Raw genomic sequence first — 22681 nt, forward strand, 5'->3', positions numbered from 1 at the left:
GATGCCGCAGGTTGAGGAAAGCAAGCCTTTTCGCCGCCGTCAACGGTTGTAATTTTGTGCGACGCAGCAAATTCCGGCGGCGAGTGCATTTTCATCCCCGCCGAGATGCGTTAAATCTTTTAGCGGAGAGGTTTTGGGTGGAGAATTGCGATGCAGAAGTGGGTGTACACCTTCGGCGGAGGAAACGCCGAGGGGAATGCTGGTGACCGCGATCTTCTCGGGGGCAAGGGGGCAAACCTGGCGGAGATGTGCAATCTCGGCCTGCCGGTTCCCCCCGGCCTGACCATCGTTACCAAAGCCTGTGCTCATTATTACGACAGTGGGCGCGTCATTCCCGATGCCTTGAAGGACGAGGTGCTCCAAGGCCTGCGCCGCATGGAGGAGATTACCGGCCGCAACTTCGGCGATACCAGCCGGCCGTTGCTCCTGTCCGTCCGTTCCGGCGCGCGCGCCTCGATGCCCGGAATGATGGATACGGTCCTGAACCTCGGCCTCAACGACAGCACCGTGCAGGCCCTCGGTCACGACGCGGGTGATGCTCGCTTCGCCTGGGACAGCTACCGCCGCTTTATCCAGATGTACGCGGACGTGGTCATGGGGCTCGATCACGAGGTCTTCGAGGAGATCCTGGAAGACGAGAAGGCCCGCCTCGGCCACGAGCAGGATACGGAGCTCTCGGCCGTCGAATGGCAGCATGTCATCGCACGCTACAAGGAAATCATCCAGGACGAGCTCGGGGAAGCCTTTCCACAGGACCCGGAGGTCCAGCTCTGGGGCGCGATCGGCGCCGTCTTCGCGAGCTGGATGAACGCTCGTGCCGTGACCTATCGCCATCTCCACAACATTCCCGCGAGCTGGGGCACGGCGGTCAACGTCCAGGCCATGGTGTTCGGCAACCTCGGAAACTCGTCGGCGACGGGCGTTGCCTTTACTCGCAACCCCTCGACCGGGGAGAGGGAGCTCTATGGCGAGTTCCTCGTCAATGCCCAGGGCGAGGACGTGGTCGCGGGCATCCGCACCCCGCAGAACATTACCGAGCAGGCGCGCATTGCGTCCGGCTCGGACCGGCCGTCGCTCGAAAAGCTGATGCCGGACGCCTTCGGCGAGTTCCAGCAGATCTGCGCCCGTCTCGAGGGACACTACCGCGACATGCAGGACCTGGAATTCACCATCGAGCGCGGAAAGCTCTGGATGCTGCAGACCCGTTCGGGCAAGCGTACGGCCAAGGCGGCACTCAAGATCGCGGTCGAAATGGCCGAAGAGGGGCTGATCACCGAAGCGGAGGCAGTGTCGCGCATAGACCCGGCCTCGCTCGACCAGCTGCTGCACCCGACCATTGATCCTAAGGCACGGCGTGATGTCATCGGCTCCGGTCTCCCGGCTTCGCCGGGTGCGGCGACGGGCGAAATCGTCTTTACCTCCGAAGAAGCGGTCCATGCGCAGGAGGAGGGGCGCAAAGTCATCCTCGTGCGTGTGGAGACGAGCCCCGAGGACATCCATGGCATGCATGCCGCCGAGGGGATTCTGACCACGCGCGGCGGCATGACGAGCCACGCGGCCGTTGTCGCCCGCGGCATGGGCAAGCCTTGCGTGTCCGGTGCCGGCACCATCCGGGTGGACTTGCGCAATGAGCTGTTGATCTCGCACGCCGTCACGCTCAGGAAGGGCGATGTAATCACCATCGACGGTTCGTCGGGCCAGGTGCTGAAGGGCGCGATAGAGATGTCGCAGCCCGAGCTTTCCGGGGATTTCGGCCGCATCATGCAATGGGCGGACCAGACCCGTCGCATGAAGGTCAGGACCAATGCCGAAACGCCTGCCGATGCCCGCGCCGCGCGCTCCTTCGGGGCGGAAGGCATTGGTCTCTGCCGCACAGAGCACATGTTCTTCGAAGGCGGGCGCATCAACGTCATGCGCGAGATGATTCTTGCAGAGGACGAGGCGGGGCGCCGCGCCTCGCTCGCCAAGCTCCTGCCGATGCAGCGCTCCGATTTCGTCGAGCTGTTCGAGATCATGCACGGCCTGCCCGTGACGATCCGGCTCCTCGATCCGCCGCTGCACGAATTCCTGCCGAAGACCGACGAGGAGATCTCGGAAGTCGCCGGGATACTGTCGATAGACGAATCCTCGCTGAGGCAGCGGGTGGATGCCCTGCACGAATTCAACCCCATGCTCGGCCACCGCGGCTGCCGGCTGGCGATCTCCTATCCCGAGATCGCGGAGATGCAGGTGCGCGCCATATTCGAGGCGGCGTGCCAGGCGGCTGCCGAGACGGGCGCGCCGGTGGAACCGGAGATCATGGTGCCGTTGGTCGGTCTCAAGGCCGAGCTCGATTTCGTCAAGGAGCGCATCGAGGCGGTGGCGAAGGAGGTTATGGGCGAGGCTGGTGTGACGATCGACTACCTCGTCGGCACCATGATCGAGCTTCCGCGCGCGGCCCTGCGCGCCCATGTCATTGCGGAATCGGCGGAGTTCTTCTCCTTCGGAACCAATGACCTTACGCAGACGACGTTCGGGATCTCGCGCGACGATGCGTCCGCGTTTCTCTCGACCTACCTGCAGAAAGGCATCGTCGAGCGCGATCCCTTCGTACAGCTCGATTTCGATGGCGTTGGCGAGCTGATCCGCATCGCCGCGGAACGAGGACGCAAGACGCGCGGCACCCTCAAGCTCGGCATCTGTGGCGAGCATGGCGGCGATCCGGCCTCGATCCATTTCTGCGAGGACGCGGGGCTCGACTACGTTTCCTGTTCGCCCTTCCGCGTGCCGATCGCACGGCTTGCAGCCGCGCAGGCCGCCTTCAACGGCTGCAAGTAGGGGCGGGAGAAGAGCTAGGGCGCGTTGCGGTTAACCCCAGCGCCCTCTAGCGCCGGTAGACGACGGTCGGGCCGCCGCCATAGTAGCCGGGTGCACCCCAGCCCCAGTAGGGATCGCCATAGCGGAAGGCGCGGGAATCCGCGTCGCGATTGAGGTCGATGCGCTGGAGGCAGTCGGCAAACGCATCCGTCCCGCGGCGGAAGCCGTAGGAACGGCACGTTTGCTCGTCGGCCGCCCGGCGTTCCTCGGGCGTCATCGTTTGGCATGAAGCCAGCAGCAGGGCCATGGCGGCAAGGGCAATCGTTTTCGGCGCGTTCATGCTCGTATCTCGGGGCGAGAGCGACGGATATTGATCGAGCACTGCATTACTGCGAAGACGGCCGTGACCGCAAGCGCCTACATGTGCTGCAAGACACCGACGAAGGCTTCTGCGAAGCGCTTCAGACCTTCCGTCCGCTCGCCGGGATCCTCAATCCGGATCGCCGTTGCGCTTTTGTCGAGCAGGGCGAACACGATCTGAAGGCCCTGGCCGTCGACGTCAGGAATGCGCAACGCCGCAATCCTCTGGCAGTCGTCGGCAAGGTCCGAGGCCGGAAGGTCGAAGAGGAAGTCGCCGCCGACGCTGCGTGCAGCATCGCGTACGGCGTCGGCAAAACCTTCTGGACCGGCATTGAAACCGTCCAGCGAAAGGGCCAGCTCGACCATCTCGAGCGGGAGTGGAGCTTCGGCATTTTTCGGCGCACGCGCCTCGGTATCGGCAGTGCTAGGCAACATACTCATGCTCCTGTTTGTCCGGTACGTTGCCAAAATTGGGAAGGAGCGTGGCATTTTTGCGGCAGGCGTCCGCAAACGGTCCGGTGCGCCTCTTTGGGGATTGCCCGCTTGCAACTTGACGCGGGCCGCGCAAGGCTGTCTTTTCGGATGATACGACTCTGGCCGCGACGCGGCGGGCGTGCATCGAGACAGGGGTGTTCGAGGGTAGCATGGTTCTGGCGATCGAGTACCAAAGACCGGTCTCCTACGCCGCCTACTGGTCGCGGCGCCTGGCGCTGTTCGGGCTTTTCTTGTTTCTGCTTTCGCTTCTCCTGCACCGCTTCGGCCCGCTGACCACGCCGCATTTCCTGGCGATCGCAGCCCTTTCCGCGACTCTGTCCTTCGTGGCCGTGCTTCTGGCGGCGATCGGTCTCGTGCGCCTCTGGATGGTCGGCGCAAAGGGCGGAAAGGCGGCGTTCCTTGCGCTCCTGCTCTCGATCCTTCCACTCGGGGCGGCGGGGGCCGCCGGTTACGCCTATTTCTATCGTCCCGCCATCTTCGACGTGACGACGGACACGCTCGACGCGCCGCCGTGGCTGAAGTTTCCGCTCGCCAAACAGGATTGGCTGCCGCGGCCGGATTACGCGACAGCGCGCGATCGCGAGCTGCAGCTCGCGGCCTATCCGGGTCTTACGGGACGACGTTACGACGGCGCTCTCGACCGCGTCTATCAGGGCGTGCGCAAGGTGGCCGAGGAAAACGACATCGTCATCACCGAGGAGAGCGGTCTCGAAAACATCCTCGTGGACCTCGAGGACCTCGCCGTGGACCGGTCGGGCAAGGAGCCGCAAAGCGATGAGATCGGCGAGGTGCCGATACCGCTGCAGCGGCCGTCTCCGCTGCCCTCCGCCGATGGGATCGGGCGCAGTGCTGACGTCTTGATGCAGGGCGAGTGGCGCACGCTCATAGCCGGTTTCCGCTTCGACGTGATGATCCGGCTGCGGGAGGAGGCGGAGACAACGCTCGTCGACATCCGCGTTGCATCGCGCTACGGGCCGCACGATCTCGGAATGGGGGCAGCGTTCGCCGAAGCCTATCTCAAGGCGCTGGATGCCGAACTGCTCGGTATCGCCGGAGACTGACGGGAGCGGGACGCATTTCGTTCAGACGGGGAAGTATTCGCCCTTCAGCGATGGTGCTCCCTCCGTCAGCACTTCACCTTTACCTACGAGGTCTTCCAGGTGCGACAGCACCGAAAGGGCGGCTGCGCCGTGGAGGCGGGGGTCTGTATCCTTGTAGATTGCCTTCACCATGTCCGCGATCAGCCGGTCTCCGGCCTTGATGCGCTTGAGGATCGCCCGCTCGCGCATCTTTCTGTGGGTCCTGAGGCCGCGCAGGAACGAGGCCGGCTCCCGCACGGGACCGCCATGGCCCGGCAGGTAGAGCCGGTCGTCCCGCTTGAGCAGCATGTCGAGCGACGCCATGTACTCCGCCATCGAGCCGTCCGGTGGAGCGACGATCGTCGTTGCCCAGGCCATGACGTGGTCTGCGGAAAACACGATGCCGGTGCCTTCGAGCGCAAAGGCGGCATGGTTGGCGGTGTGGCCAGGCGTCAGGAGTGCGGTCATCGACCAGCCGTCGCCGGAAAAGGTCTCGCCGTGCGAAAGCGCGACGTCGGGAAGGAATTCGGTGTCGGAACTCTCGGCGAATGGATTGGTCTCGCCCTCGTGAAGCGGACGGGAGGCGCGGTGCGGGCCTTCCGCCACGATGATCGCGCCGGTCTGCGCCTTCAGCCGGCGGGCGAGGGGGGAGTGGTCGCGGTGGGTGTGGCTGACCGCTATGTGGGTCACCTCGCGACCTTCGAGCGCCTTCATCAAGGCACGGTAGTGCGCCTCGTCGTCCGGACCGGGATCGATCACCGCGACGGAGCGGTCGCCGACGATGTAGCTGTTCGTGCCGTGGAAGGTGAACGGGCCGGGATTGTTGACCGTGATGCGCTGGATCCGCTCGGCGACAGGCACCGCCTCGCCGTGATGCGGATTGAACTCGAGGTCGAACTTCGGGGAGGAGGGCGTCTTCACTTGTATTCTATCTCGATGAAGCTCATGGGGCTGTCGCCGGCGTTGACCACATTGTGCGCGACACCGGCCTCGCGGCGGTAGACGGCGCCCGCGGGCGTCGTCACCCGCCGCTCGCCGCCTTCCTCTTCGATGAGAAAATTACAGTCGGTCATCGGCACGACGACATAGCCGAGCCCGTGCACGTGATGCCCGGTATCGGCGCCGGGCTCGAAATCCCACCGCGTGACGCGCACGAGAGCGTCGTCGAGAAGCACGGTCGGGTTGGCTGGCGGGCGGGCACGGAACTGGGACATCGGCTATTCCTGGCTGCGGACTACGAAACGAAGCGGCGGCAACAATTTGCATTGGTCCGTGCGTTCGGCCGAACCCTAACGCATCATCCTTGAAAGCGGAATCGAATTGAGGCCGCCAACCTGCGCTTTCTTGGGACGGGGAATGCGCGGAGGTCAGCACGAGGCGCGGACCAAGTGAGCGGAAGGGATTGCCAACGGGTCGAGGTCGCCGCCGCTGAGCTCGCTCATGCCAATTCGACGATAATGACCGCGCAAATATTGCGGCCTTGGGCAACTTAAGCATTGTCCGGCCCGGTCACCTTTGCTATCAGGCTCCCGCTTGCCGCAGAAGAATCTGCCGGCACTGCGTTGGGGCGTCGCCAAGCGGTAAGGCACCGGTTTTTGGTACCGGCATTCCCAGGTTCGAATCCTGGCGCCCCAGCCACCGCTCACTGGTCATTGACGATAGAGCTGAAGGATGCCGTCGGCGCTCGTGTTGGCGATCGAGAGCGACTGGATCGCGAGCTGCTGCTGCGTCTCGAGCGCTCGCAGGCGCGTGGAGGCTTCATTCATGTCGGCATCGACAAGGCGTCCGACGCCGGTGTCTATGCTGTCCGAAAGTTTGTTGGTGAATTCTGATTGCATGTCGATGCGTCCCTTGATCGCACCGAGAGATGCGGCTCCGTCGATGATCTTCCCGGTAACGACTTCCAAATAGTCTATGTAGGTGTCGACCATATCGGGATTTTTCTCGATATTGATTTCCAGAAAGTTCAGGGTCGATAGCGGCTCGATGCTGACGCGAATGTTATCGAACTCGATCTGCGTGCCACTTCCCCACTCGCGATCCACTGCAGGGTCCGACTTCACCATGACGGTGGAGGGCGACGTCGCCTCGATAATGAGGTCAGGCCAGTCTGCATCCAGCAGGGAATGGAGCAGAGTTGCCATTTCCTCCGCCGTTTCTACCTTCCCTGTATCCTTGCCCAACAACTCGTTGACATAGGTTCGGTCGAAGGAATGTGACGTGGCCGGTTCTCCGTTGACCGAGAAGGTAAAGCTGATCTCCACGCCGTCGAGATTGTCACCGTCTTCATGGACAATGAATTCGCTGAAGTTCAGTTCCACGCCCGATCCGCGGGACCCGAAAGCGTAAGAGTCCTTGAGGCCGCCTGTGCTTACGCCGACGCTGCTGAGGTTGGCAATCTCCACGTAGGACCCGTCCCCGTGCTGCTCCAGTGTGCTGATTGTCATCTTCTCGGGATCGTGTACCCAGTTCTTGGAGCTTGGTGGGTCATACATCCCGTAATCAGCACTCACACGTGCCCCTTCCGGATTCAGTACGGAATTGAGAACCGCTGCGAACTCGGTGTTGGTCGTTATGACACCGCCCAGGCCAGGATAGACAGCATCGACATCCGCTTTGGTGATTGTGATCGTTTTGGAATATCCTGGGTAGTAAGGTCCGGGAAGATCGTCCAGTGCCGCGGCGCTACCGCTCAAATTGTGGGGATTGGACGCTTCCTTGTCCAGTATGATATCGAAGCTGATCTCTGCGCCGGGAATATTGAAATCCAGAGGCGAGCCGACCGGGAAATCATCCAGATAGAAGTTGGCGGCGCTTCCATCTCCCGACCTGGGATACATCCATCCTGAACCCAGGTCGCCGTAGTATAAGGTGCCGTCACTGACAATAGGCTCGGAGGAGGAGAAGTACCGCATTCCGCCAATTGTCTTGACATCACGTGCGTCCGCCTGCAGCAATCCGCCCCCTGTACTGTTGAAGAGCGCGATCTCCGAAAGGTGGAAATCCATTTTTTGGACTGATACCCTGCCGGATGCGTCGCGAACGAACGAAGACACGACGGAAACCTCGTTCAGGTCGTTGTCGTAGATTTCAGCTATGTCGGTGTTCAGCCAGTTCTGGCCGCTGAAGCTCGCCGAGCCCGCAATGCTAACGACCTGCTGTTTGAGTTGTTCCAGCTCCGTCTGAACTTTCGACTTGTCGACACCTTCCTCGGTAGCCGCGACGAGCTTTGCTTTGAACTCGGTCAGGACATCGATTGTGGATTCCATTCCGGCGTAGGTTACGTCGACCTTCGCGGCTCCCAACCCAAGTGCATCATCCACCGCAGAAATCGCCTTGTTGTCGGAACGCATCGTCGTTGCGATCGACCAGTAGGCGGAGTTGTCGGAGGCGGTCTGGACGCGAAAGCCCGAGCTGACACGACTTTGGACCTCGTCCATGTCGGAGCCGATCGCGCGAAGGGTCTGCAACGCAGCAGTAGCCGCAGCGTTGGTGAGAACACTGGTCATGAAATTACCGATTGTCAAAGGATGGGGCGCTCGTCATGAGCAAGAGGAATGGGGCGATACAACCGGGATTTGGTTAACAGAAGGTAAACAAAATACCTCGAAAGCGAATAATTCTCGTACCTACCAATATTCTAACTATCTAAAGAAAAAGGGGAAATTCGAAATCCCCTATTGCCGGCGACGCACTCTAGACCCCGCCGCCCTTCACCGGCCGCCAGATCACGGTGTCCGGTTTGCGGTCGAAGGGGAACTCGATCACCGTCACCTTGCTGTCCCTCACGCCGCATTCCCGGCACTTGAAGGGAAGTTCGCGCGGGTCGCGGCCAGCGCCGTACATTCCGGCGAGGTCGCTCGCCATGAACTTCGCCTGCCGTTCGCAGCGGCGGCATGTGGCGACGACCAGCATCCGGTGCCGGGCGGCCTTTCCAAGCGTATCGATCGTAATGGTCATGGATATAGAAATGGAACAAACAAGGAACATCGTCAAGCTCGAAGCGACCTCGGGGAGGGGGCGCTGTGGACAGGCTGACAGGTGCTCACTCGTCGCCGCATGCCCCAGATTTAGACGCCGCCGGCGCGTTGACAGGGGGAAAGTCGAAAACTAGCAGGGACTTGCCCAATTTCGGGCCAGGATGCTCACCGATGAAAAGCCGTTTGATTGCCGTCAGCCTTATTGCGTCTTCCTTCATTTGCTCTGCAGGCCCGTCGCTTGCCGAGGATCTCGTCTTCAGCCTGAAGAACGGCACGGGATCCGTTCTGACCAATTTCTATGCTTCCCCGACGGGCGTCGACCAGTGGGAGGACGATATCTTCGGCCGGCAGGTGCTGAGGCCCGGCGAGACCATGGAGATCACCATTGCCGATGGTCGCGACGTCTGCGACTACGACATGCGTTTCGAGTTCTCCGACGATTCCGATCTCGATACGACTGATGACACGCAGAACCTCTGCGAAATGGGCTCGTACACTATCCACGAATGATCTGGTGAGCGCCTGCGCTCCCCGCTCTCCGGCGCTGACCGGCGGGCAAGGGCGCAGGTTTCGCGCTCCCGAATCCACGCAGCGTCGCCGCGCGCCACACCAGACACGCTGCATCCCCGGGGCCGCAAGCGCCCGGGGTCACGACAGCCTCAGTTTCTCGCGCGCTCCCAGCCCGCCATGCGGGCGTCCGCTTCCGAGCAGAACCACCGCTCTCCGTCGCCCGGACGGATGCGGATGCCGTCGTACTTTTGCTGGCCGGGCACGTAGTAGATCCGCTCGTCCGGCGTGCTGCCGATATTTCCCTTGATCTGGCAGTCGGTCACCGCCGCGGCAAACGCGCCGACGAGGCCCATTCCAGCGAAATGATCAAACAGGATGAACAGGATTCCGCCGAAGACGAGCCCCGGAATGGCGGAAACAACGGGCAGTCCATATCGGCGCCGAACCGGCTTATCCTCGGCAAATCTCGGGTGCATCATACTCCCTCCAGCGATTCCTAAAATAATGACGGCGGAACCTTGCCAATGGGATAACGAATGCGGTTATCTGCGAACTAAACGAAAAACTAAAATATTAATAGATATTTACCCGCCGCGGCGTGAACATCAGCCACCGCCTTTCAGCGCCCGTCCGAGCGGAATGATTTCCGGGGAAGAGGGAGCCCATGGGGACCCGCGCCAGTCGCCATACCACTGCGCGTCGCCAAGGCCTGCATCGGCAAGCATCGGCTCCAGCCTTTCCCGGGGCGTGAACCGGATCTGCGAGGTGGCGGAAAGCCGCTTGCCGGAAGCCTTCACTTCGTAATGCGTCTCGTAGGTGACGACGCCTGCCGCCGCATCGTGGCTCATGTCGTTCCAGGCCGCGACCTTTCCGTGGCGCGGATGGTCAAGCTCGCGACGCGAGAGGTGAGGGACCCATTCCAGCCACTCCTCGGCTGAGGGATTGCGCGTGTCGAAGATGAAACGTCCACCCGGCCCGAGGTGCCGGGCGATCGTGGTGAACACCGCCCGCTGGTCCTCGTCGGTCAGGAACACCTGGAAGGCATGTCCGGTCAGGAGAACGAGGTCGAAGCGGCGGTCGAGGCTGAGGCTGCGGGCATCCCCCTCGATCCACTCCACGGCGCTCCCGCCGGATTTGGCCCGGCCGATCTCCAGCATAGCCCTTGCCGGATCGACGGCGACGACGCTCCGGCCGGGCGCAAGCGCCACCGCGAGCTCGCCCGTTCCACACCCGAGATCCAGCACCGAGCGGGCCGTGCGGGCAATCTTCGTGCAGAATTCTAGGTCCGTGCCCCAGCCGTTCTCGAGGTCGTAGAAATCGGCAAGGGCCGGATCGTGGTAAAGCAGGTCTTCGCTCATCGGGCCCTCTCGAAAATGAAAAAGGCCGGTGCATCCGCTCCCGGCCCTTCGTTCTGTCTGGTTTCGGCGCCGCCGCTCAGCTTGCGGCGTCCAGTACCTTTTCGCAGTGCGTCGGTCCGCCCTTCGGATCCGGATGGTCGACGACGGTGCGAATCTTGCGGATGCTGTAGTCCGAGGCGACGGTGAGCTCGACCTGGCAGGCGCGACGCTTGGTATAGCCACCGCGCCAGCTGTAGAGCGTGGAGCCGTCGGATGCGCTCGTGTCGGAAAGCGGCGGCCCGTAGGCGGCGAAGAAGGTTCCGGCAGACTTGCCGCCCCAACGCGCCTGCAGCGGGTTCGTCGGAATGGTGGGAGTGGTGGTGCAGCCGGTTATGGCGAGGGCGAGACCAGCCAGGATTGCATTGCGAAGATACATGAGTTCCAGATCCTTGGACATGCGTGCGTGCGGCGGCGTTTAGCCGGCTCTTGGGAGCGCATTCACTGCTCTATCGAAGCCCCGCAAAAAGGGGAATCCTCCGCCCCGGAAAATCCAGGTATTCAACCCAACTGGCGGACGAGTTTTGCCGATTTGCAACACTTGTGTCCCATGCCGCCCCAACGCATGCCGCCGCCCGCATGCCTTGCCCTTTCTGGCTGCGTCGGTTATCGATTTCCACCATGAGTCTCGAATCCGTCCGCGCATTCTTCCGCGCACACGCGCCAGACATCGATGTCATCGAAACACCGGAGAGCTCGGCGACGGTCGCACTCGCGGCCGCCGCACACGGGGTCGAGCCGGAGCAGATCGCCAAGACCATATGCCTCAAGGTGGGCGACGAGACGATGCTGGTGGTGGCCAGCGGCTCGGCGCGGATAGACAACCGCAAGTTCAAGGACCGCTTCGGCGGCAAGGCCCGCATGCTCGATGCCGAGCAGGTGGTCGCGGTGACGAGCCATCCCGTCGGCGGCGTCTGTCCGTTCGGGCTGCCGGGCCCACTGCCGATCTATTGCGACCAGTCGCTCCAGCAGTTCGACGAGGTCGTTCCGGCGGCAGGCGCCACCAACGCCGCCGTCAGGATTGCGCCGGAGCGCCTCGTGTCGCTCGTCGGAGCGACCTGGGTCGACGTCTGCCAATAGATGAAGCCGGGCTTTCTCCGCCTCGCCGGGCGGATGGTCCTCAACAATTCGTGTTCCAGTCATTGGTCCCTCCCTTGGAGGGATATGGTAGGTTGATCCGATGGGAGAGAGCGACCGCGATACATTCTATGCGACGCTGCCCGCCTTCACGGATTTCTCGGGCGTGGCCGACGGCGGCAACTACCATCCCCTTCCGGAGGGATGGGTGCTTGCGGTCGCGGATATCGTGGATTCCACGGGAGCGGTTGCAGCAGGGCGCTACAAGGCGGTGAACATGGCGGGTGCGGGCGTGATCTCGGCCGTGCTCAACGCCATCGGTCAGCATGACCTGCCCTATGTCTTCGGCGGTGACGGGGCGCTGGTTGCCGTTCCCCCGTCCGCGATCGGAAAGGCGCGCCTGGCGCTTGCCGCCATCCAGACCTGGGTGCGCGAGGAAATGCAGCTCGTCATGCGCGCGGCACTCGTCGACCTCTCCGAAATCCGCAACGCGGGTCACGATGTCCGCATCGCGCGTTACAAGGTCAACGATTTCGTCTCCTACGCGATGTTTGCCGGTGGCGGGTCAAACTGGGCCGAATGCAGGATGAAGGAGGGGCTGTACGGCGTGGAACCGGCGACGCCCGGCACGCGGCCTGATCTCACCGGCCTTTCCTGCCGCTGGAACCCGATCCGTGCGCGTCATGGCAGCATCGTCTCCATAATCGCGTTACCGACCGGTTCGGCCGCCGACCGGGAATTCCAGGCGCTCGTCACCGACATCATCGCCATCGCCTCCTCGGAGGAGCGTGCCGGCCACCCGGTAGCGGTCGAGACCCTGGAGCTCGGACTGTCGAAAGAGGGCATGGACGCGGAGGTGAGGGCGACCGCTCCTCCGAACTGGCGCCTTCGTCTGCGCGCCAGGCTGATGATCATCCTGCAATATGTGCTGATGGTTTGGCTGCTGCGCATCGACGGCCACCTCGGCCGTTTCAACGCGAAGGTCTATCGGGCCGATGTCGCCGGCAATTCGGATTTCCGCAAGTTCGACGATGGCCTCAAGATGACCCTAGATGTAGGCGGCAATCGCCTTGCCGCGATCGAGGCGAGGCTTGCCGCCGCGGTGAGGGCGGGCGTCTGCCGATACGGGCTGCACAAGCAGGATTCCGCCCTGATGACCTGCGTCGTGCCGACGCCGATGAGCCGGGATCATGTGCATTTCATCGATGGGGCGGCAGGAGGATATGCGATTGCTGCAAGCCAGCTGAAGGCCGCTGCCGCAGCCCCGCCCCACGCCGTTTCGTCCTGAACGCCAGCGTGGAAGGGCGCAACGTCAGCGGTCGGCGCCTATCGATCCGTGGCGAGCAGCTCTCCCTCTACCTTCTCGGTGGTCGCAAGTGCGGCCTGGTTGTCGGCCGATACGACGGAGGTCGGTAGCGGCGTGCCGCGCACGCGCTCGCGCGCAAGCGTCAAGAGGCCGGACAGGATGATCAGCGCGATGCCGATCGCCATCGGCAGGTCGATGCTGTCATCGAAGACGAGATAGCCGAAACCGATCGCCCAGATCATCTGGCTGTATTGCGGCGGCGCGACGAGATTGGCCGGCGCCATCCTGGCGGCATTCATCAGCATGACGTTGCCGAGCGCGCCGAGAAGGCCGTAGCTCGAGAGATAGACCCATTGCAGCGGCGTGGGAGGAACCATCTGCGAGACCGTCAGCGCGCCGCTGACGATCAGCGTGCCGAGCAGTCCCGATCCATAGAGCGAAAGCCGCTTTTCCGAAGGGCCGAGCGCCCGCACAACTACGATCGCGATGGCGGCGCTGAGGCCCCCGATGGCGGCTGCGAGATGGCCGACCGAAAGCTCGCGAAAGCCCGGGCGCAGAACGACGAGGACGCCGAGGAATCCGACGATCACGGCCGCCCAGCGCTGCCAGCGGACGTCTTCCTTGAGAAACAGCACGGAGAGAACTGTCACGAACGACGGCAGCAAAAACAGCAGCGAGAAGGCTTCCGCCATCGGAAGTTCGGTGAAGGCGATGATGGAGGCGATCGATCCGATGGCGCCGCAGGCAAAGCGCATCAGCCACAGGGGGCGGCTTGATGTCCGCACCATGTCGAGCCAGCTGTCTCCCGGCGCCTTGATGAAGGGCAGGACGGCGAAGCCGAGAAGGGCGCCTATGAAGGCGACCTGATAGGACGGCACGGCCCCGTGAAGGATCTTGATCGAGGCATCGGATACCGCGAACACGGCATAGGCCGCGAACGCGACGAGCACGCCGCGAAACGGGGAATGGCTTGGCATGGGGTTTCAGTTCTGCGCAGTTTGATCTTGGTCCCGCTTTACGCGCGAAAAGAAATTTGGAGAAGACGCGTTTACAGAATAGCTGCTATGCGCAATTGCCGCGCAACGGCCGCAGCCGCGGCTAAGGCGATGGGTCAGCTTCCTATGCCGTAGTGCCGCTCGAGCTCTTCCCAGCTTTCATCCATTGCATATGCTGAAGATATGAAGGGGATGCTGAAGTGGCCGAAAAACAACGAGAGTTGCCGTTCGGCGATCTCTTCGGAGATGCCCGCGATGCGCTCGCTGTAGATCACCGAGACGAGACCGGTGCGATCCGCGCCCGCCTTGCAGTGAACCAGGATCGGCTTCGGGGCGGTCTTGAGGAGGGTCACCAGCTGGTCGGCTTGACCGGGGGAAAGCATCGTCGAGGACGACATCTTGAAATCCAGGAGTTTCAGCCCGAGCCTCTTCGCCGCCTCGGACTCTTCCTCGTACCATCGCTCGCCCTCGTTTCGTCCGAGTAGGTTCACGACAGTCTTGATGCCGTAGACCCGGGCGTATCGTTCCAGTTCGTGGGAAGTCGGCCGCCCCGAACGATAGAGCTCGCCGGGAACGACGGTGTGGAAATTGCCGCTCACCTGGAGATAGCCGAGATATCCGCCGAGCCCGGAAGCCGCGACCGCGACGATCGTCGCAAAAACGCGCGCCGAATGTTTATGAAGGCATTTCAGGACCGTCATCGTGATACTTCCAAGCAAACCGTGACGCGCAGGCGACCATCGCCATGCAACCGGGCTCGTTGTGCGGTATCAATCTGACAAGCAGCTGAACGGCTTCACATACGCCGTAAGCCGCTGATCTCAAACAAGGTAGGGAAATATCGGGAAGGATTTCGGCTGGTCGGAGTGGAGTGATTCGAACACTCGACCCCCTCGTCCCGAACGAGGTGCGCTACCAGGCTGCGCTACACTCCGTGACCAGCGGCGCCCCGTATAGAACAGGCTCTCCGTTTCCACAAGCGGAAATCTGAAAAAAATCCATGGTCTTCAACAGGCCTTCGGTCGGCCTTGGCTGGACCCGGCGGAACCTCCGGACGGGACGCGCGTTTGCGCACCATGGAACAGATCCTTGCCGACCTCTTTCCGGACACGGAAATTCCCTATCCCGTTATCGCAGCTCGGCTGACGGGGGCGATCGTGCTCGGTGCGCTCATCGGCTTCGAGCGCGAGTACAGGGATCACCCCGCTGGCCTGCGCACCCATATCCTCGTCAGCCTGTCGGCGGCGGTCTTTTCGATCATCTCCGTCGAAAGCGTTCATCTTGCTGCATTTTCGGGGGACCAGGTCCGCATCGATCCGCTGCGGGTCGTCGAGGCGGTAACCTCAGGCGTTGCATTCCTTGCCGCGGGCATGATCGTCTTTTCCCAGGGGCAGGTCAAAAACCTGACCACCGGTGCCGGCATGTGGCTGTCGGGAGCTGTCGGCCTTGCGGTCGGGCTCGGCTACTGGCTGATCGCCTTCTTCGCGGGCATCGCATGCGTCCTCGTTCTGAACGGGCTTGGGAGGCTGCAGGCAGCCCTTCAGGACGATAAACAGGCCGACGACCGGAAGCCTCACCCGTCGCCAGAGCGTCCCCGCGCCTGAGCCACGCGCAATCTTTTGTCTTACTCGCTTTGGTCGAGACTAATTCTTGTCCAACTCTTGATTTAGGAGCCGGCCGCGACGTATATCGTCCTCATATGGGGACGTAGGTCTCGTCGCCGGGAATCCCGGGGGAAAGCAGCGCGTTGCTGCTGAAGTCCAGACCCTATTCATTCTATTCGGTTGAGCCAGGTTTCTGGCAAGTTCAGGAGGGGCAATGAGCTCTTCAAGTAAGGCTGGTGCCGATGAATTGCGAGCGGCGCTGCGCAGCAGCGCGACAGGCTTCATCGCAATCGGCTGCTTCAGCTTCTTCGTCAATCTTCTGGTGCTGACAGGCCCGCTGTTCATGCTGCAGATCTACGACCGCGTGCTCGCATCGCGGTCGGAAGCCACGCTCGTTGCCCTGACCGGGCTGATCGCCGGCCTCTTCACGATCATGGGCGTTCTCGATCACATCCGCAGCCGTATCGCGGCCCGCATCGGCGCCCGGTTCCAGGCACGCTTCGACAGCCGCGTGTTCAACGCGGTGCTCGACCGCACCGCACTTCATGCCCGCGGCATCAATACGACGACCGGCATGCGAGATCTCGACGCGATCCAGCGGGTCCTGTCGTCTCCGACCGTCTTCACCGTCTTCGACATTCCCTGGACGCCGTTCTTCATCTTCGTCATCTTCACCTTCCATCCGCTGATGGGAATGCTCGGTGTTGTCGGCGGGCTTATCCTGATCGCGCTGACCTGGCTCAACCAGAACGGCACGAAGGAAGACCAGGAAAAGGCGGTCCAGATCAGTCGCCAGAGCGACGAGATGACCCAGACCCTGCAGAAGGAAAGCGATACGGTGCGCGCATTGGGTATGCGCCATTCGGTCGCCACCCGATGGCAGAAGCTGCGTGACCAGGCGCTGATCGCCAACATTCGTTACAGCGACAGCAACGGCTTCTACGCCATCTCCTCCAAGACCTTCCGCGTGTTCCTGCAGTCCGCGATCCTGGCGCTCGGCGCCTGGCTGGTGCTGCAGAACGAGATCACCGCCGGCGCAATGATTGCAAGCTCGATCATCATCGGCCGCGCGCTCGCGCCGATCGAAGGCGCGATCGGTCAATGGTCGCTGGTGCAGCGCGCCTTCCAGGGCTGGAAACAGCTCTCGGTCCTCCTCGAAAAGGTACCGGCAGAGGAAAGCCGCACCGCGCTTCCGAAGCCCCGGGCGATCCTCGAAGTCAATCAGGTCACGGCTTTGCCTCCGGGCGAGAAGGTGGCGACTTTGCGCATGCTGTCCTTCGACCTCGGTCCGGGCCAGGCGCTCGGCGTGATCGGCCAGAGCGCATCCGGCAAGTCCACGCTCGCGCGCATCCTCACCGGCATCTGGCCGCCGGCCGGCGGCAACGCCCGGCTCGATGGTGCCTCGCTCGAGCAATACGGATTCGACGGGCTGGCCGACCATGTCGGCTACCTGCCGCAGGACGTGGTGCTGTTCGAAGGGACCGTCGCCGAGAACATTGCGCGCATGGCGGTAAATCCGGACGCGGAAAAGGTCGTGGAAGCCGCCAAGAAGGCGGGTGCGCACGATATGATCCTGCGTCTGCCCGATGGCTACGACACGAAGCTTTCGGCAAACGGCGGACGCCTTTCCGGCGGACAGAAGCAGCGCGTCGGTCTCGCCCGCGCGCTCTACGGCGACCCTGTGCTCGTCGTGCTGGACGAACCGAACTCCAATCTCGATGCCGAGGGATCGATGGCGCTCAACATGGCGATCCGCAATCTCAAGGCGGACGGCAAGTCGGTCGTCATCATGGCGCACCGCCCGGCCGCGATCGAGGAATGCGATCTCATTCTCATTCTGGAAAACGGCCAGCGTCTTGCCTTCGGTCCGCGCGACGATGTGTTGCGTGCGCACTTGCGCAACCACGCGCAGGTCGTTGGCGGGACAGGCGGCAAGTAGTCAGCGGCCGCGTGCGCATGAGCAGAGGCGTTCGCGACCTTGAATTGGGGCATGGCCCCGCCGGGGGCCGGTTGCGGTCTTCGCGGGCGAGCCCGGACCGATACATGGACAGGAATTGAGTACCATGGACAAGAAATGGACCAGCCGAGGCTATCTCCTTGCTGGATATGCAACGATCTTCGTCTTCCTCGGCGGCATCACCGCATGGGCCTCGCTGACGCGGATCAACGGTGCGGTCGTCGCATCCGGCATCATCGAGGTGGCCAGCAACCGCCAGGTCGTTCAGCACCTGACCGGCGGCGTGGTGGGCAAGATCTTCGTTCAGGACGGCGATACCGTGAAGGCGGGCGACGTGCTGATGCGGCTCGACGATGCGTTCGATCGTTCGGAACTGACGGTCATCGAGGGCCAGCTCTTCAGCCTGATGGGCATGGCGTCCCGCCTCAAGGCCGAGCAGGACGAGAAGAACGAGATCAGCTTCGATCCGGAGCTGATCGCGGTGGCGAAGACCAATGGTGAAGCGGCCGAAATCATCGAAGGCCAGACGCGCCTGATGAAGGCCCGCAAGGACACCCGGGACAAGCAGATCGCCCAGCTCGAAGAAAAGAAGGTCCAGATCGCCAAGCAGAACGAGGGACTGGACAGCCGCATCGCCGCTCTCAAGACCCAACTCACTCTCATCGGGCAGGAGCTCGATGCCCAGAACAAGCTGCTCGCCCAGTCGCTGACCAATGCCAGCCGCGTGCTCCAGCTCCAGCGCGAGGAAGCCGAGATCAAGGGCACGATCAGCCAGGCCCAGTCCAACATTGCCGAGAACGCCGGACGCGTTGCCGAAATCGAGATCGGCATTCTCAACATCGATTCCGAAGTGAGGGAAGAGGCGACGACGTCCTTGCGCGAGATCGAGGCCAAGATCGCCGAGCTGAAGGAGAACCGCGCCGCGAAGCTCGAGACCTTGAGCCGCATGGATATCACCGCACCGGTGCCGGGCGTGGTGCTGGGGATGCAGGTTCATGCGCTGCGCTCGGTCATCCGGGCCGCCGATCCGCTGCTCTACATCATTCCCCAGGAGAGCGATCTCGTGATCTCGACGCAGATCTCGCCGACGCAGATCGACCAGGTCCGCGTGGGGCAGACGGCGCACATTCGCTTCGGCGCCTTCGATCACCGCTCCACGCCGGAGGTCTTCGGCCATGTGACCAAGGTCGCAGCCGACGTGCTCTCGGACCAGCGCACCGGTGCCACCTACTACAAGGCCGAGATCAAGCCGGATGCCGGCGAGCTCGCCAAGCTCGGCGACAAGCACGTGATGCCCGGCATGCCGGTCGAGACCTTCATCCAGACCACCGAGCGCTCGCCGCTCGAATATCTGGTGAAGCCACTTGCCGACTATTTCGCAAAGGCGTTCCGCGAGCGGTAATCTGCTTCCGGAAAGAGGTCGGAACGGCAAGCCCGCTGGACCTGACTATTGAAACAGCACCGCCCCCACAGTGGGGCGGTCCGCATACAGGACACTTGAGCGCGCCGTGAAGACATGGTGTCCCTTTCCCTTCGTCGGAAGGCCCTTCGCGCTCCAAGGCATTCCCTCTGCCGTCCTTGGCTTCCTTCGCCCGGCTGCGTCCGGGAGGTCGTCGTCTCAAATGACCTTGCATGGCTCGTGGTCGCTTGCCGGGTATGAGGGAGAGCAGGGGTGCGTAATGTGATGCTGGAACTTCAACGTTCCGGCTCAACCCCTTGAGAAGACTCTCATTGATTCCTTAAGCCGCTTCGCCGGCGCGCGCGTCAGAAACTGCGCCATCACAAACAGCGGCCTCAAATCCGATTCAAATCTCGGCAATCTGCGACGACGGTGTTGATCCTGTAGACCGCAGCCGCCTTGGGCTGATGCTCTCACATCGGTATTTCTTATGGACTGACACCGGGTACAGTGCCCGACAAATGCGGTTCCTTGCGGCCGCCAGGAAAGCGGAGTGAGCCCATGCATCTGGAGCACGTCAATCATCTCATGCTTGTCTATGCCACGTACCTGATCGCGGTCGCGAGCCCCGGTCCCAGCAACATGGCCATCATGGGAGTTGCGATGAGCCAGGGGCGTGCGTCCGCTGTGGTCCTGGCACTCGGTGTGATGACGGGGAGCATGTTTTGGGCGGTTCTTGCCGCGGCCGGCATGTCCACACTTCTGGCCGAATATGCCGGGGCTCTCATTGCGATCAAGATTGCCGGGGGTCTCTACCTGCTCTATCTCGCTTTCAAATCCGCAAGATCGGCTCTGTCGGACCGTGTTCGGCCGGTGATTGCCGATGCCCCCGGGAAAAGAACGACCCACTATCGCAAAGGCCTTCTGCTTCATCTGACCAACCCCAAGTCCATCCTCGGATGGATCGCGATCATGTCCCTCGGCCTGCGTCCTGACGCCCCGCCGTACACCCTGCAGGCGATCGTGGCGGGCTGCGCGATCCTCGGAGTTACGGTCTTCGTCGGGTACGCCCTGATCTTCTCGACGGCTCTGATGGGGCAGGCCTATCAGAAAACTCGGCGCTGGATCGAAGGCACGCTTGCGCTGGTCTTCGGGTATGCCGGTATCCGCTTGCTGCTTTCGAAGACGTAGGCACCCGGCCCGGCATGGCGCACCGCTGGCTTGCGCGCATAAGAAAAAGGGGCCGCTCGCGCAGCCCCCTTCTTTCGTTACAGCTGAGCCGGACCGGTTACTTGTCGAGGTCCGCCAGGATCTCTGCGGCGCGTCCCACGCTGGTGTGGCGCACGTCCGCGTCGTGGCGACGGTTTGCGAAGATCGCGGTTGCCATCAGCTTCTCTGCGAGATCTGCCGGCAGCGAAAGGATGACGCGCTCGTCGTCCTTGTGGATGCCGCCGATCTCCGAAAGCCGGTCCGTGATCATGCCGCCGGCGACCGTGTTGTGGGTCTCCGGATCGATCAGGATGAAGGCGCCGGTGGTGCGGTTCTGCTCGTAGGTGTCGAAGATCGCCTGCTCGTCGAAGGTGAGGTGCACCTTGCCGATGGCGTTCATCGCCAGCTTCTCGGTATCCGTCCACTTGCCGTTCTTCAGATCCAGCTGGCTTGCCGGCTGCACGCTCACGCGCTGGCGGCGGCTGCCGCTCTTCAGCCAGTAGCGCTTGCCCGGCTCGATGCCTTCGGGCTGAAGAGCAACGATCTGTGCGTCGAACTTGCGGCCCGTCATCGGCTGGTTGTCGATCGAGACGATCATGTCGCCGCGCGATACGTCGACCTGGCGGTCGAGCACCAGCGTGATCGCGTCGCCGGCCACGGCGGCATTGCGCACGAGGTCGTAGGTCACGATCTGCTTGACGTTCGCGACAATGCCGGAGGGCAGGATCGCCACGCTGTCACCAGGCTTGACCGCGCCGCCTGCGACGGTGCCCTGGTATCCGCGGAAGCTTTCGCCCGGCCGCGAGACGCGCTGGACCGGCAGGCGGAAGCCGACCGTGTGGCTGGAACGGACGGTTGCCGATTCCAGCGTTTCGACCAGCGTCGGGCCTTCGTACCAGGCCATGGAGGAACGTCCGTCATAAACGACGTTCTCGCCCTTGAGCGCGGAAACCGGAATGGCGGTGATCTGCTTCACGCCGAGCGAAAGCGCCAGTTCGCGGAACTCGTGCGAGATCTGATCGAACCGGCTGCGATCGTAGCCGACGAGGTCGATCTTGTTGACCGCGAGCACGAACTGGCGGATGCCCATCAGGGTGGCGATGGTGGCATGCCGGCGGGTCTGCTCGAGGATGCCGGTGCGGGCATCGACCAGAAGCACGGCGAGATCGGCGGTCGAGGCGCCCGTCGCCATGTTGCGGGTGTACTGCTCGTGGCCGGGGGTGTCGGCGACGATGAACGAACGCCGGTCGGTCGAGAAGTAGCGATAGGCGACGTCGATGGTGATGCCCTGTTCGCGTTCCGCCTGGAGCCCGTCGAGCAGCAGGGCGAAGTCGGGAAGGCCGAGATCGTTCTGCTTGCCGGAGGAATCACGCTTGAGCGTCGCCGCCTGGTCTTCCTTGACGGCCTTGGTATCCCAGAGCAGTCGGCCGATCAGCGTGGACTTGCCGTCGTCGACACTGCCGCAGGTGATGAGCCGCAGCGGGCGGGAATCACGGGACGACCGGGCCGGTTCGGCCGCCACGTCGATCGTGGCGGCGCTTGCAGTTGCGGATACGGTCATCTCAGAAATACCCTTCGCGTTTCTTCTTTTCCATGGAGCCGGACTGGTCGCGGTCGATCGCGCGGCCCTGCCGTTCGGAGACGGTGGCCGTCTCCAGCTCCGAAATGATGTCGTCAAGCGTGGTTGCCTCGGAACGGATCGCGCCGGTCAGCGGGAAGCAGCCGAGTGTACGGAAGCGTATAACGCCCTCCTGGCGGACTTCGCCGGGGAGCAGCTCGAGCCGCGGATCCTCGGCGAGGATCATCATGCCGTCGCGCTCCACAAAGGGGCGTTTCTTCGCGAAATAGAGCGGCACGATCGGGATTTCCTCGGCCTGGATGTAGCGCCAGATGTCGACTTCCGTCCAGTTCGACAGCGGGAAGGCGCGCACGCTCTCGCCGCGGTTGATCATGCCGTTGTAGATGTTCCACAGCTCGGGGCGCTGGTTGCGCGGATCCCAGCGGTGGTCCGGCGTTCGGAAGGAGTAGATGCGTTCCTTGGCGCGGGAGGCTTCCTCGTCGCGGCGCGCGCCGCCGAAAGCGGCGTCATACTTGCCGGCGTCGAGCGCCTGGCGAAGCGCTTCCGTCTTCATGATGTCCGTGTAGCGCGCGGAGCCGTGCGTGAACGGCGTCACGTTCTCGGCCGCGCCGCGCGGATTGATGTGCTCGACGAGATCGAGGTCGTAGCGCTTCACGATCTCGTTGCGGAACGCAATCATCTCCGCGAACTTCCAGCCCGTGTTGACGTGCAGGAGCGGGAAGGGGACGCGGCCCGGATAGAAGGCCTTGCGTGCCAGATGCAGCAGGACGGACGAATCCTTGCCGATCGAGTACAGCATCACCGGCTTGTCGAACTCGGCGGCTACCTCGCGGAAGATGTGGATGGCTTCGTTTTCGAGCGCCTTCAGATGCGGATCGAGCGGCGGCTTTGCAGGCGCAGTGCGCCGCGCTTCCGCGTTGCCAGAAATGTCGGACATGTTC

The 22681-nt window shown here is 62.8% G+C and carries 21 protein-coding genes, 2 tRNA genes and 2 pseudogenes; 10 read left to right on the forward strand and 15 right to left on the reverse strand.

From position 1 onward, the window contains the following. Positions 1–150 precede the first annotated feature (150 nt). Positions 151–2817 carry a pyruvate, phosphate dikinase gene (gene ppdK / locus F3Y30_RS08540; RefSeq protein WP_203426026.1) on the forward strand — a complete coding sequence of 889 codons (2667 nt, stop codon included), beginning with the start codon at positions 151–153 and terminating at the stop codon, positions 2815–2817. 46 nt (positions 2818–2863) lie between these two features. On the opposite strand, the gene F3Y30_RS08545 is transcribed toward ppdK, so the two are convergent. Next, positions 2864–3136, reverse strand: a complete 273-nt coding sequence (locus F3Y30_RS08545; protein ID WP_246752916.1) for a hypothetical protein — start codon at positions 3134–3136, stop codon at positions 2864–2866. Between the two features lie 77 nt (positions 3137–3213). Continuing rightward, positions 3214–3591 carry a hypothetical protein gene (locus F3Y30_RS08550; protein ID WP_246752917.1) on the reverse strand — a complete coding sequence of 126 codons (378 nt, stop codon included), beginning with the start codon at positions 3589–3591 and terminating at the stop codon, positions 3214–3216. Between the two features lie 215 nt (positions 3592–3806). On the opposite strand from F3Y30_RS08550, the gene F3Y30_RS08555 reads away from it, so the two are divergent. Further along, entirely contained in the window at positions 3807–4712 is a 906-nt protein-coding gene (locus tag F3Y30_RS08555; RefSeq protein WP_203426536.1) for a DUF1499 domain-containing protein, read from the forward strand. Between the two features lie 21 nt (positions 4713–4733). Here the strand turns inward: F3Y30_RS08555 and F3Y30_RS08560 are convergent, their stop codons facing one another. Both F3Y30_RS08560 and F3Y30_RS08565 read right to left on the reverse strand, forming a co-directional pair. Then, positions 4734–5651 carry an MBL fold metallo-hydrolase gene (locus F3Y30_RS08560; protein ID WP_203426028.1) on the reverse strand — a complete coding sequence of 306 codons (918 nt, stop codon included), beginning with the start codon at positions 5649–5651 and terminating at the stop codon, positions 4734–4736. Further along, a complete protein-coding gene (locus F3Y30_RS08565) occupies positions 5648–5944 on the reverse strand; it encodes a cupin domain-containing protein (protein ID WP_203426029.1) in 297 nt (98 codons plus the stop codon). The genes F3Y30_RS08560 and F3Y30_RS08565 overlap by 4 nt, the downstream gene beginning before the upstream one ends. Positions 5945–6293: 349 nt before the next feature. On the opposite strand from F3Y30_RS08565, the gene F3Y30_RS08570 reads away from it, so the two are divergent. Continuing rightward, a tRNA-Gln gene (locus F3Y30_RS08570) sits at positions 6294–6368 on the forward strand. Positions 6369–6379: 11 nt separating this feature from the next. Here the strand turns inward: F3Y30_RS08570 and F3Y30_RS26285 are convergent. The 3 genes and pseudogenes from F3Y30_RS26285 to F3Y30_RS08580 form a co-directional block, all read right to left on the reverse strand. Beyond that, a pseudogene (locus F3Y30_RS26285) lies at positions 6380–6604 on the reverse strand (flagellin); the annotation flags it as partial. A 1119-nt stretch (positions 6605–7723) separates the two neighbouring features. Further along, positions 7724–8239, reverse strand: a pseudogene (locus F3Y30_RS26290) (flagellin); the annotation flags it as partial. Positions 8240–8426: 187 nt separating this feature from the next. Beyond that, on the reverse strand, positions 8427–8690 hold the full coding sequence (locus tag F3Y30_RS08580) for a hypothetical protein (protein ID WP_203426031.1): 264 nt from the start codon (positions 8688–8690) through the stop codon (positions 8427–8429). Between the two features lie 191 nt (positions 8691–8881). Between F3Y30_RS08580 and F3Y30_RS08585 the strand changes: the two genes are divergently transcribed. Beyond that, the gene (locus F3Y30_RS08585; RefSeq protein WP_203426032.1) at positions 8882–9220 is read left to right on the forward strand and encodes a hypothetical protein; all 339 of its coding nucleotides are present in this window, start codon (positions 8882–8884) and stop codon (positions 9218–9220) included. Positions 9221–9369: 149 nt separating this feature from the next. On the opposite strand, the gene F3Y30_RS08590 is transcribed toward F3Y30_RS08585, so the two are convergent. The 3 genes from F3Y30_RS08590 to F3Y30_RS08600 all read right to left on the reverse strand — a co-directional run bounded on the left by F3Y30_RS08590 (position 9370) and on the right by F3Y30_RS08600 (position 10993). Then, on the reverse strand, positions 9370–9699 hold the full coding sequence (locus F3Y30_RS08590) for a hypothetical protein (RefSeq protein ID WP_203426033.1): 330 nt from the start codon (positions 9697–9699) through the stop codon (positions 9370–9372). Between the two features lie 126 nt (positions 9700–9825). Further along, complete coding sequence (locus tag F3Y30_RS08595) at positions 9826–10578, reverse strand: class I SAM-dependent methyltransferase (protein WP_203426034.1); 753 nt, start codon at positions 10576–10578, stop codon at positions 9826–9828. A 76-nt stretch (positions 10579–10654) separates the two neighbouring features. Further along, a complete protein-coding gene (locus tag F3Y30_RS08600; RefSeq protein ID WP_203426537.1) occupies positions 10655–10993 on the reverse strand; it encodes a hypothetical protein in 339 nt (112 codons plus the stop codon). A 242-nt stretch (positions 10994–11235) separates the two neighbouring features. On the opposite strand from F3Y30_RS08600, the gene F3Y30_RS08605 reads away from it, so the two are divergent. Beyond that, on the forward strand, positions 11236–11694 hold the full coding sequence (locus tag F3Y30_RS08605) for a YbaK/EbsC family protein (protein ID WP_203426035.1): 459 nt from the start codon (positions 11236–11238) through the stop codon (positions 11692–11694). Positions 11695–11794: 100 nt separating this feature from the next. Then, positions 11795–12979: a DUF3095 domain-containing protein gene (locus F3Y30_RS08610; protein WP_203426036.1), complete on the forward strand. Its 1185-nt coding sequence runs from the start codon at positions 11795–11797 to the stop codon at positions 12977–12979. Between the two features lie 38 nt (positions 12980–13017). Here F3Y30_RS08610 and F3Y30_RS08615 read toward each other — a convergent pair whose 3' ends face one another. From F3Y30_RS08615 to F3Y30_RS08625, 3 genes are all read right to left on the reverse strand, one after another. Beyond that, complete coding sequence (locus F3Y30_RS08615; RefSeq protein ID WP_203426037.1) at positions 13018–13974, reverse strand: DMT family transporter; 957 nt, start codon at positions 13972–13974, stop codon at positions 13018–13020. 134 nt (positions 13975–14108) lie between these two features. Further along, positions 14109–14693: a dual specificity protein phosphatase family protein gene (locus tag F3Y30_RS08620; RefSeq protein ID WP_203426038.1), complete on the reverse strand. Its 585-nt coding sequence runs from the start codon at positions 14691–14693 to the stop codon at positions 14109–14111. 157 nt (positions 14694–14850) lie between these two features. Next, positions 14851–14927, reverse strand: a tRNA-Pro gene (locus F3Y30_RS08625). A 141-nt stretch (positions 14928–15068) separates the two neighbouring features. Between F3Y30_RS08625 and F3Y30_RS08630 the strand changes: the two genes are divergently transcribed. From F3Y30_RS08630 to F3Y30_RS08645, 4 genes are all read left to right on the forward strand, one after another. Then, positions 15069–15596 (forward strand): MgtC/SapB family protein, encoded by a 528-nt coding sequence (locus F3Y30_RS08630; protein WP_203426039.1) that lies wholly within the window; start codon positions 15069–15071, stop codon positions 15594–15596. A 214-nt stretch (positions 15597–15810) separates the two neighbouring features. After that, positions 15811–17535 (forward strand): type I secretion system permease/ATPase, encoded by a 1725-nt coding sequence (locus F3Y30_RS08635; RefSeq protein WP_203426040.1) that lies wholly within the window; start codon positions 15811–15813, stop codon positions 17533–17535. A gap of 124 nt (positions 17536–17659) precedes the next feature. Beyond that, complete coding sequence (locus F3Y30_RS08640) at positions 17660–18955, forward strand: HlyD family type I secretion periplasmic adaptor subunit (RefSeq protein ID WP_203426041.1); 1296 nt, start codon at positions 17660–17662, stop codon at positions 18953–18955. A gap of 558 nt (positions 18956–19513) precedes the next feature. Next, positions 19514–20143: a LysE family translocator gene (locus tag F3Y30_RS08645; RefSeq protein ID WP_203426042.1), complete on the forward strand. Its 630-nt coding sequence runs from the start codon at positions 19514–19516 to the stop codon at positions 20141–20143. A gap of 97 nt (positions 20144–20240) precedes the next feature. On the opposite strand, the gene cysN is transcribed toward F3Y30_RS08645, so the two are convergent. Both cysN and cysD read right to left on the reverse strand, forming a co-directional pair. Continuing rightward, positions 20241–21722, reverse strand: coding sequence for a sulfate adenylyltransferase subunit CysN (cysN, locus tag F3Y30_RS08650; RefSeq protein WP_203426043.1), 1482 nt, complete (start codon positions 21720–21722; stop codon positions 20241–20243). A gap of 1 nt (position 21723) precedes the next feature. After that, on the reverse strand, positions 21724–22677 hold the full coding sequence (cysD, locus tag F3Y30_RS08655) for a sulfate adenylyltransferase subunit CysD (protein WP_203426044.1): 954 nt from the start codon (positions 22675–22677) through the stop codon (positions 21724–21726). Between the last annotated feature and the right edge of the window lie 4 nt (positions 22678–22681).

It is taken from the genome of Sinorhizobium sp. BG8 (assembly GCF_016864555.1).
Lineage (GTDB): Bacteria > Pseudomonadota > Alphaproteobacteria > Rhizobiales > Rhizobiaceae > BG8.

Excerpts from the sequence above, each read along its gene's own strand:
- cysN (WP_203426043.1), bottom strand. The coding sequence starts at position 21,722 with ATGACCGTATCCGCAACTGCAAGCGCCGCCACGATCGACGTGGCGGCC.
- F3Y30_RS08635 (WP_203426040.1), top strand. The coding sequence starts at position 15,811 with ATGAGCTCTTCAAGTAAGGCTGGTGCCGATGAATTGCGAGCGGCGCTG.
- F3Y30_RS08620 (WP_203426038.1), bottom strand. The coding sequence starts at position 14,693 with ATGACGGTCCTGAAATGCCTTCATAAACATTCGGCGCGCGTTTTTGCG.
- F3Y30_RS08615 (WP_203426037.1), bottom strand. The coding sequence starts at position 13,974 with ATGCCAAGCCATTCCCCGTTTCGCGGCGTGCTCGTCGCGTTCGCGGCC.
- cysD (WP_203426044.1), bottom strand. The coding sequence starts at position 22,677 with ATGTCCGACATTTCTGGCAACGCGGAAGCGCGGCGCACTGCGCCTGCA.
- F3Y30_RS08630 (WP_203426039.1), top strand. The coding sequence starts at position 15,069 with ATGGAACAGATCCTTGCCGACCTCTTTCCGGACACGGAAATTCCCTAT.
- F3Y30_RS08590 (WP_203426033.1), bottom strand. The coding sequence starts at position 9,699 with ATGATGCACCCGAGATTTGCCGAGGATAAGCCGGTTCGGCGCCGATAT.
- F3Y30_RS08600 (WP_203426537.1), bottom strand. The coding sequence starts at position 10,993 with ATGTATCTTCGCAATGCAATCCTGGCTGGTCTCGCCCTCGCCATAACC.
- ppdK (WP_203426026.1), top strand. The coding sequence starts at position 151 with ATGCAGAAGTGGGTGTACACCTTCGGCGGAGGAAACGCCGAGGGGAAT.
- F3Y30_RS08580 (WP_203426031.1), bottom strand. The coding sequence starts at position 8,690 with ATGACCATTACGATCGATACGCTTGGAAAGGCCGCCCGGCACCGGATG.
- F3Y30_RS08585 (WP_203426032.1), top strand. The coding sequence starts at position 8,882 with ATGAAAAGCCGTTTGATTGCCGTCAGCCTTATTGCGTCTTCCTTCATT.
- F3Y30_RS08645 (WP_203426042.1), top strand. The coding sequence starts at position 19,514 with ATGCATCTGGAGCACGTCAATCATCTCATGCTTGTCTATGCCACGTAC.
- F3Y30_RS08545 (WP_246752916.1), bottom strand. The coding sequence starts at position 3,136 with ATGAACGCGCCGAAAACGATTGCCCTTGCCGCCATGGCCCTGCTGCTG.
- F3Y30_RS08550 (WP_246752917.1), bottom strand. The coding sequence starts at position 3,591 with ATGTTGCCTAGCACTGCCGATACCGAGGCGCGTGCGCCGAAAAATGCC.
- F3Y30_RS08610 (WP_203426036.1), top strand. The coding sequence starts at position 11,795 with ATGGGAGAGAGCGACCGCGATACATTCTATGCGACGCTGCCCGCCTTC.
- F3Y30_RS08640 (WP_203426041.1), top strand. The coding sequence starts at position 17,660 with ATGGACAAGAAATGGACCAGCCGAGGCTATCTCCTTGCTGGATATGCA.
- F3Y30_RS08605 (WP_203426035.1), top strand. The coding sequence starts at position 11,236 with ATGAGTCTCGAATCCGTCCGCGCATTCTTCCGCGCACACGCGCCAGAC.
- F3Y30_RS08595 (WP_203426034.1), bottom strand. The coding sequence starts at position 10,578 with ATGAGCGAAGACCTGCTTTACCACGATCCGGCCCTTGCCGATTTCTAC.
- F3Y30_RS08565 (WP_203426029.1), bottom strand. The coding sequence starts at position 5,944 with ATGTCCCAGTTCCGTGCCCGCCCGCCAGCCAACCCGACCGTGCTTCTC.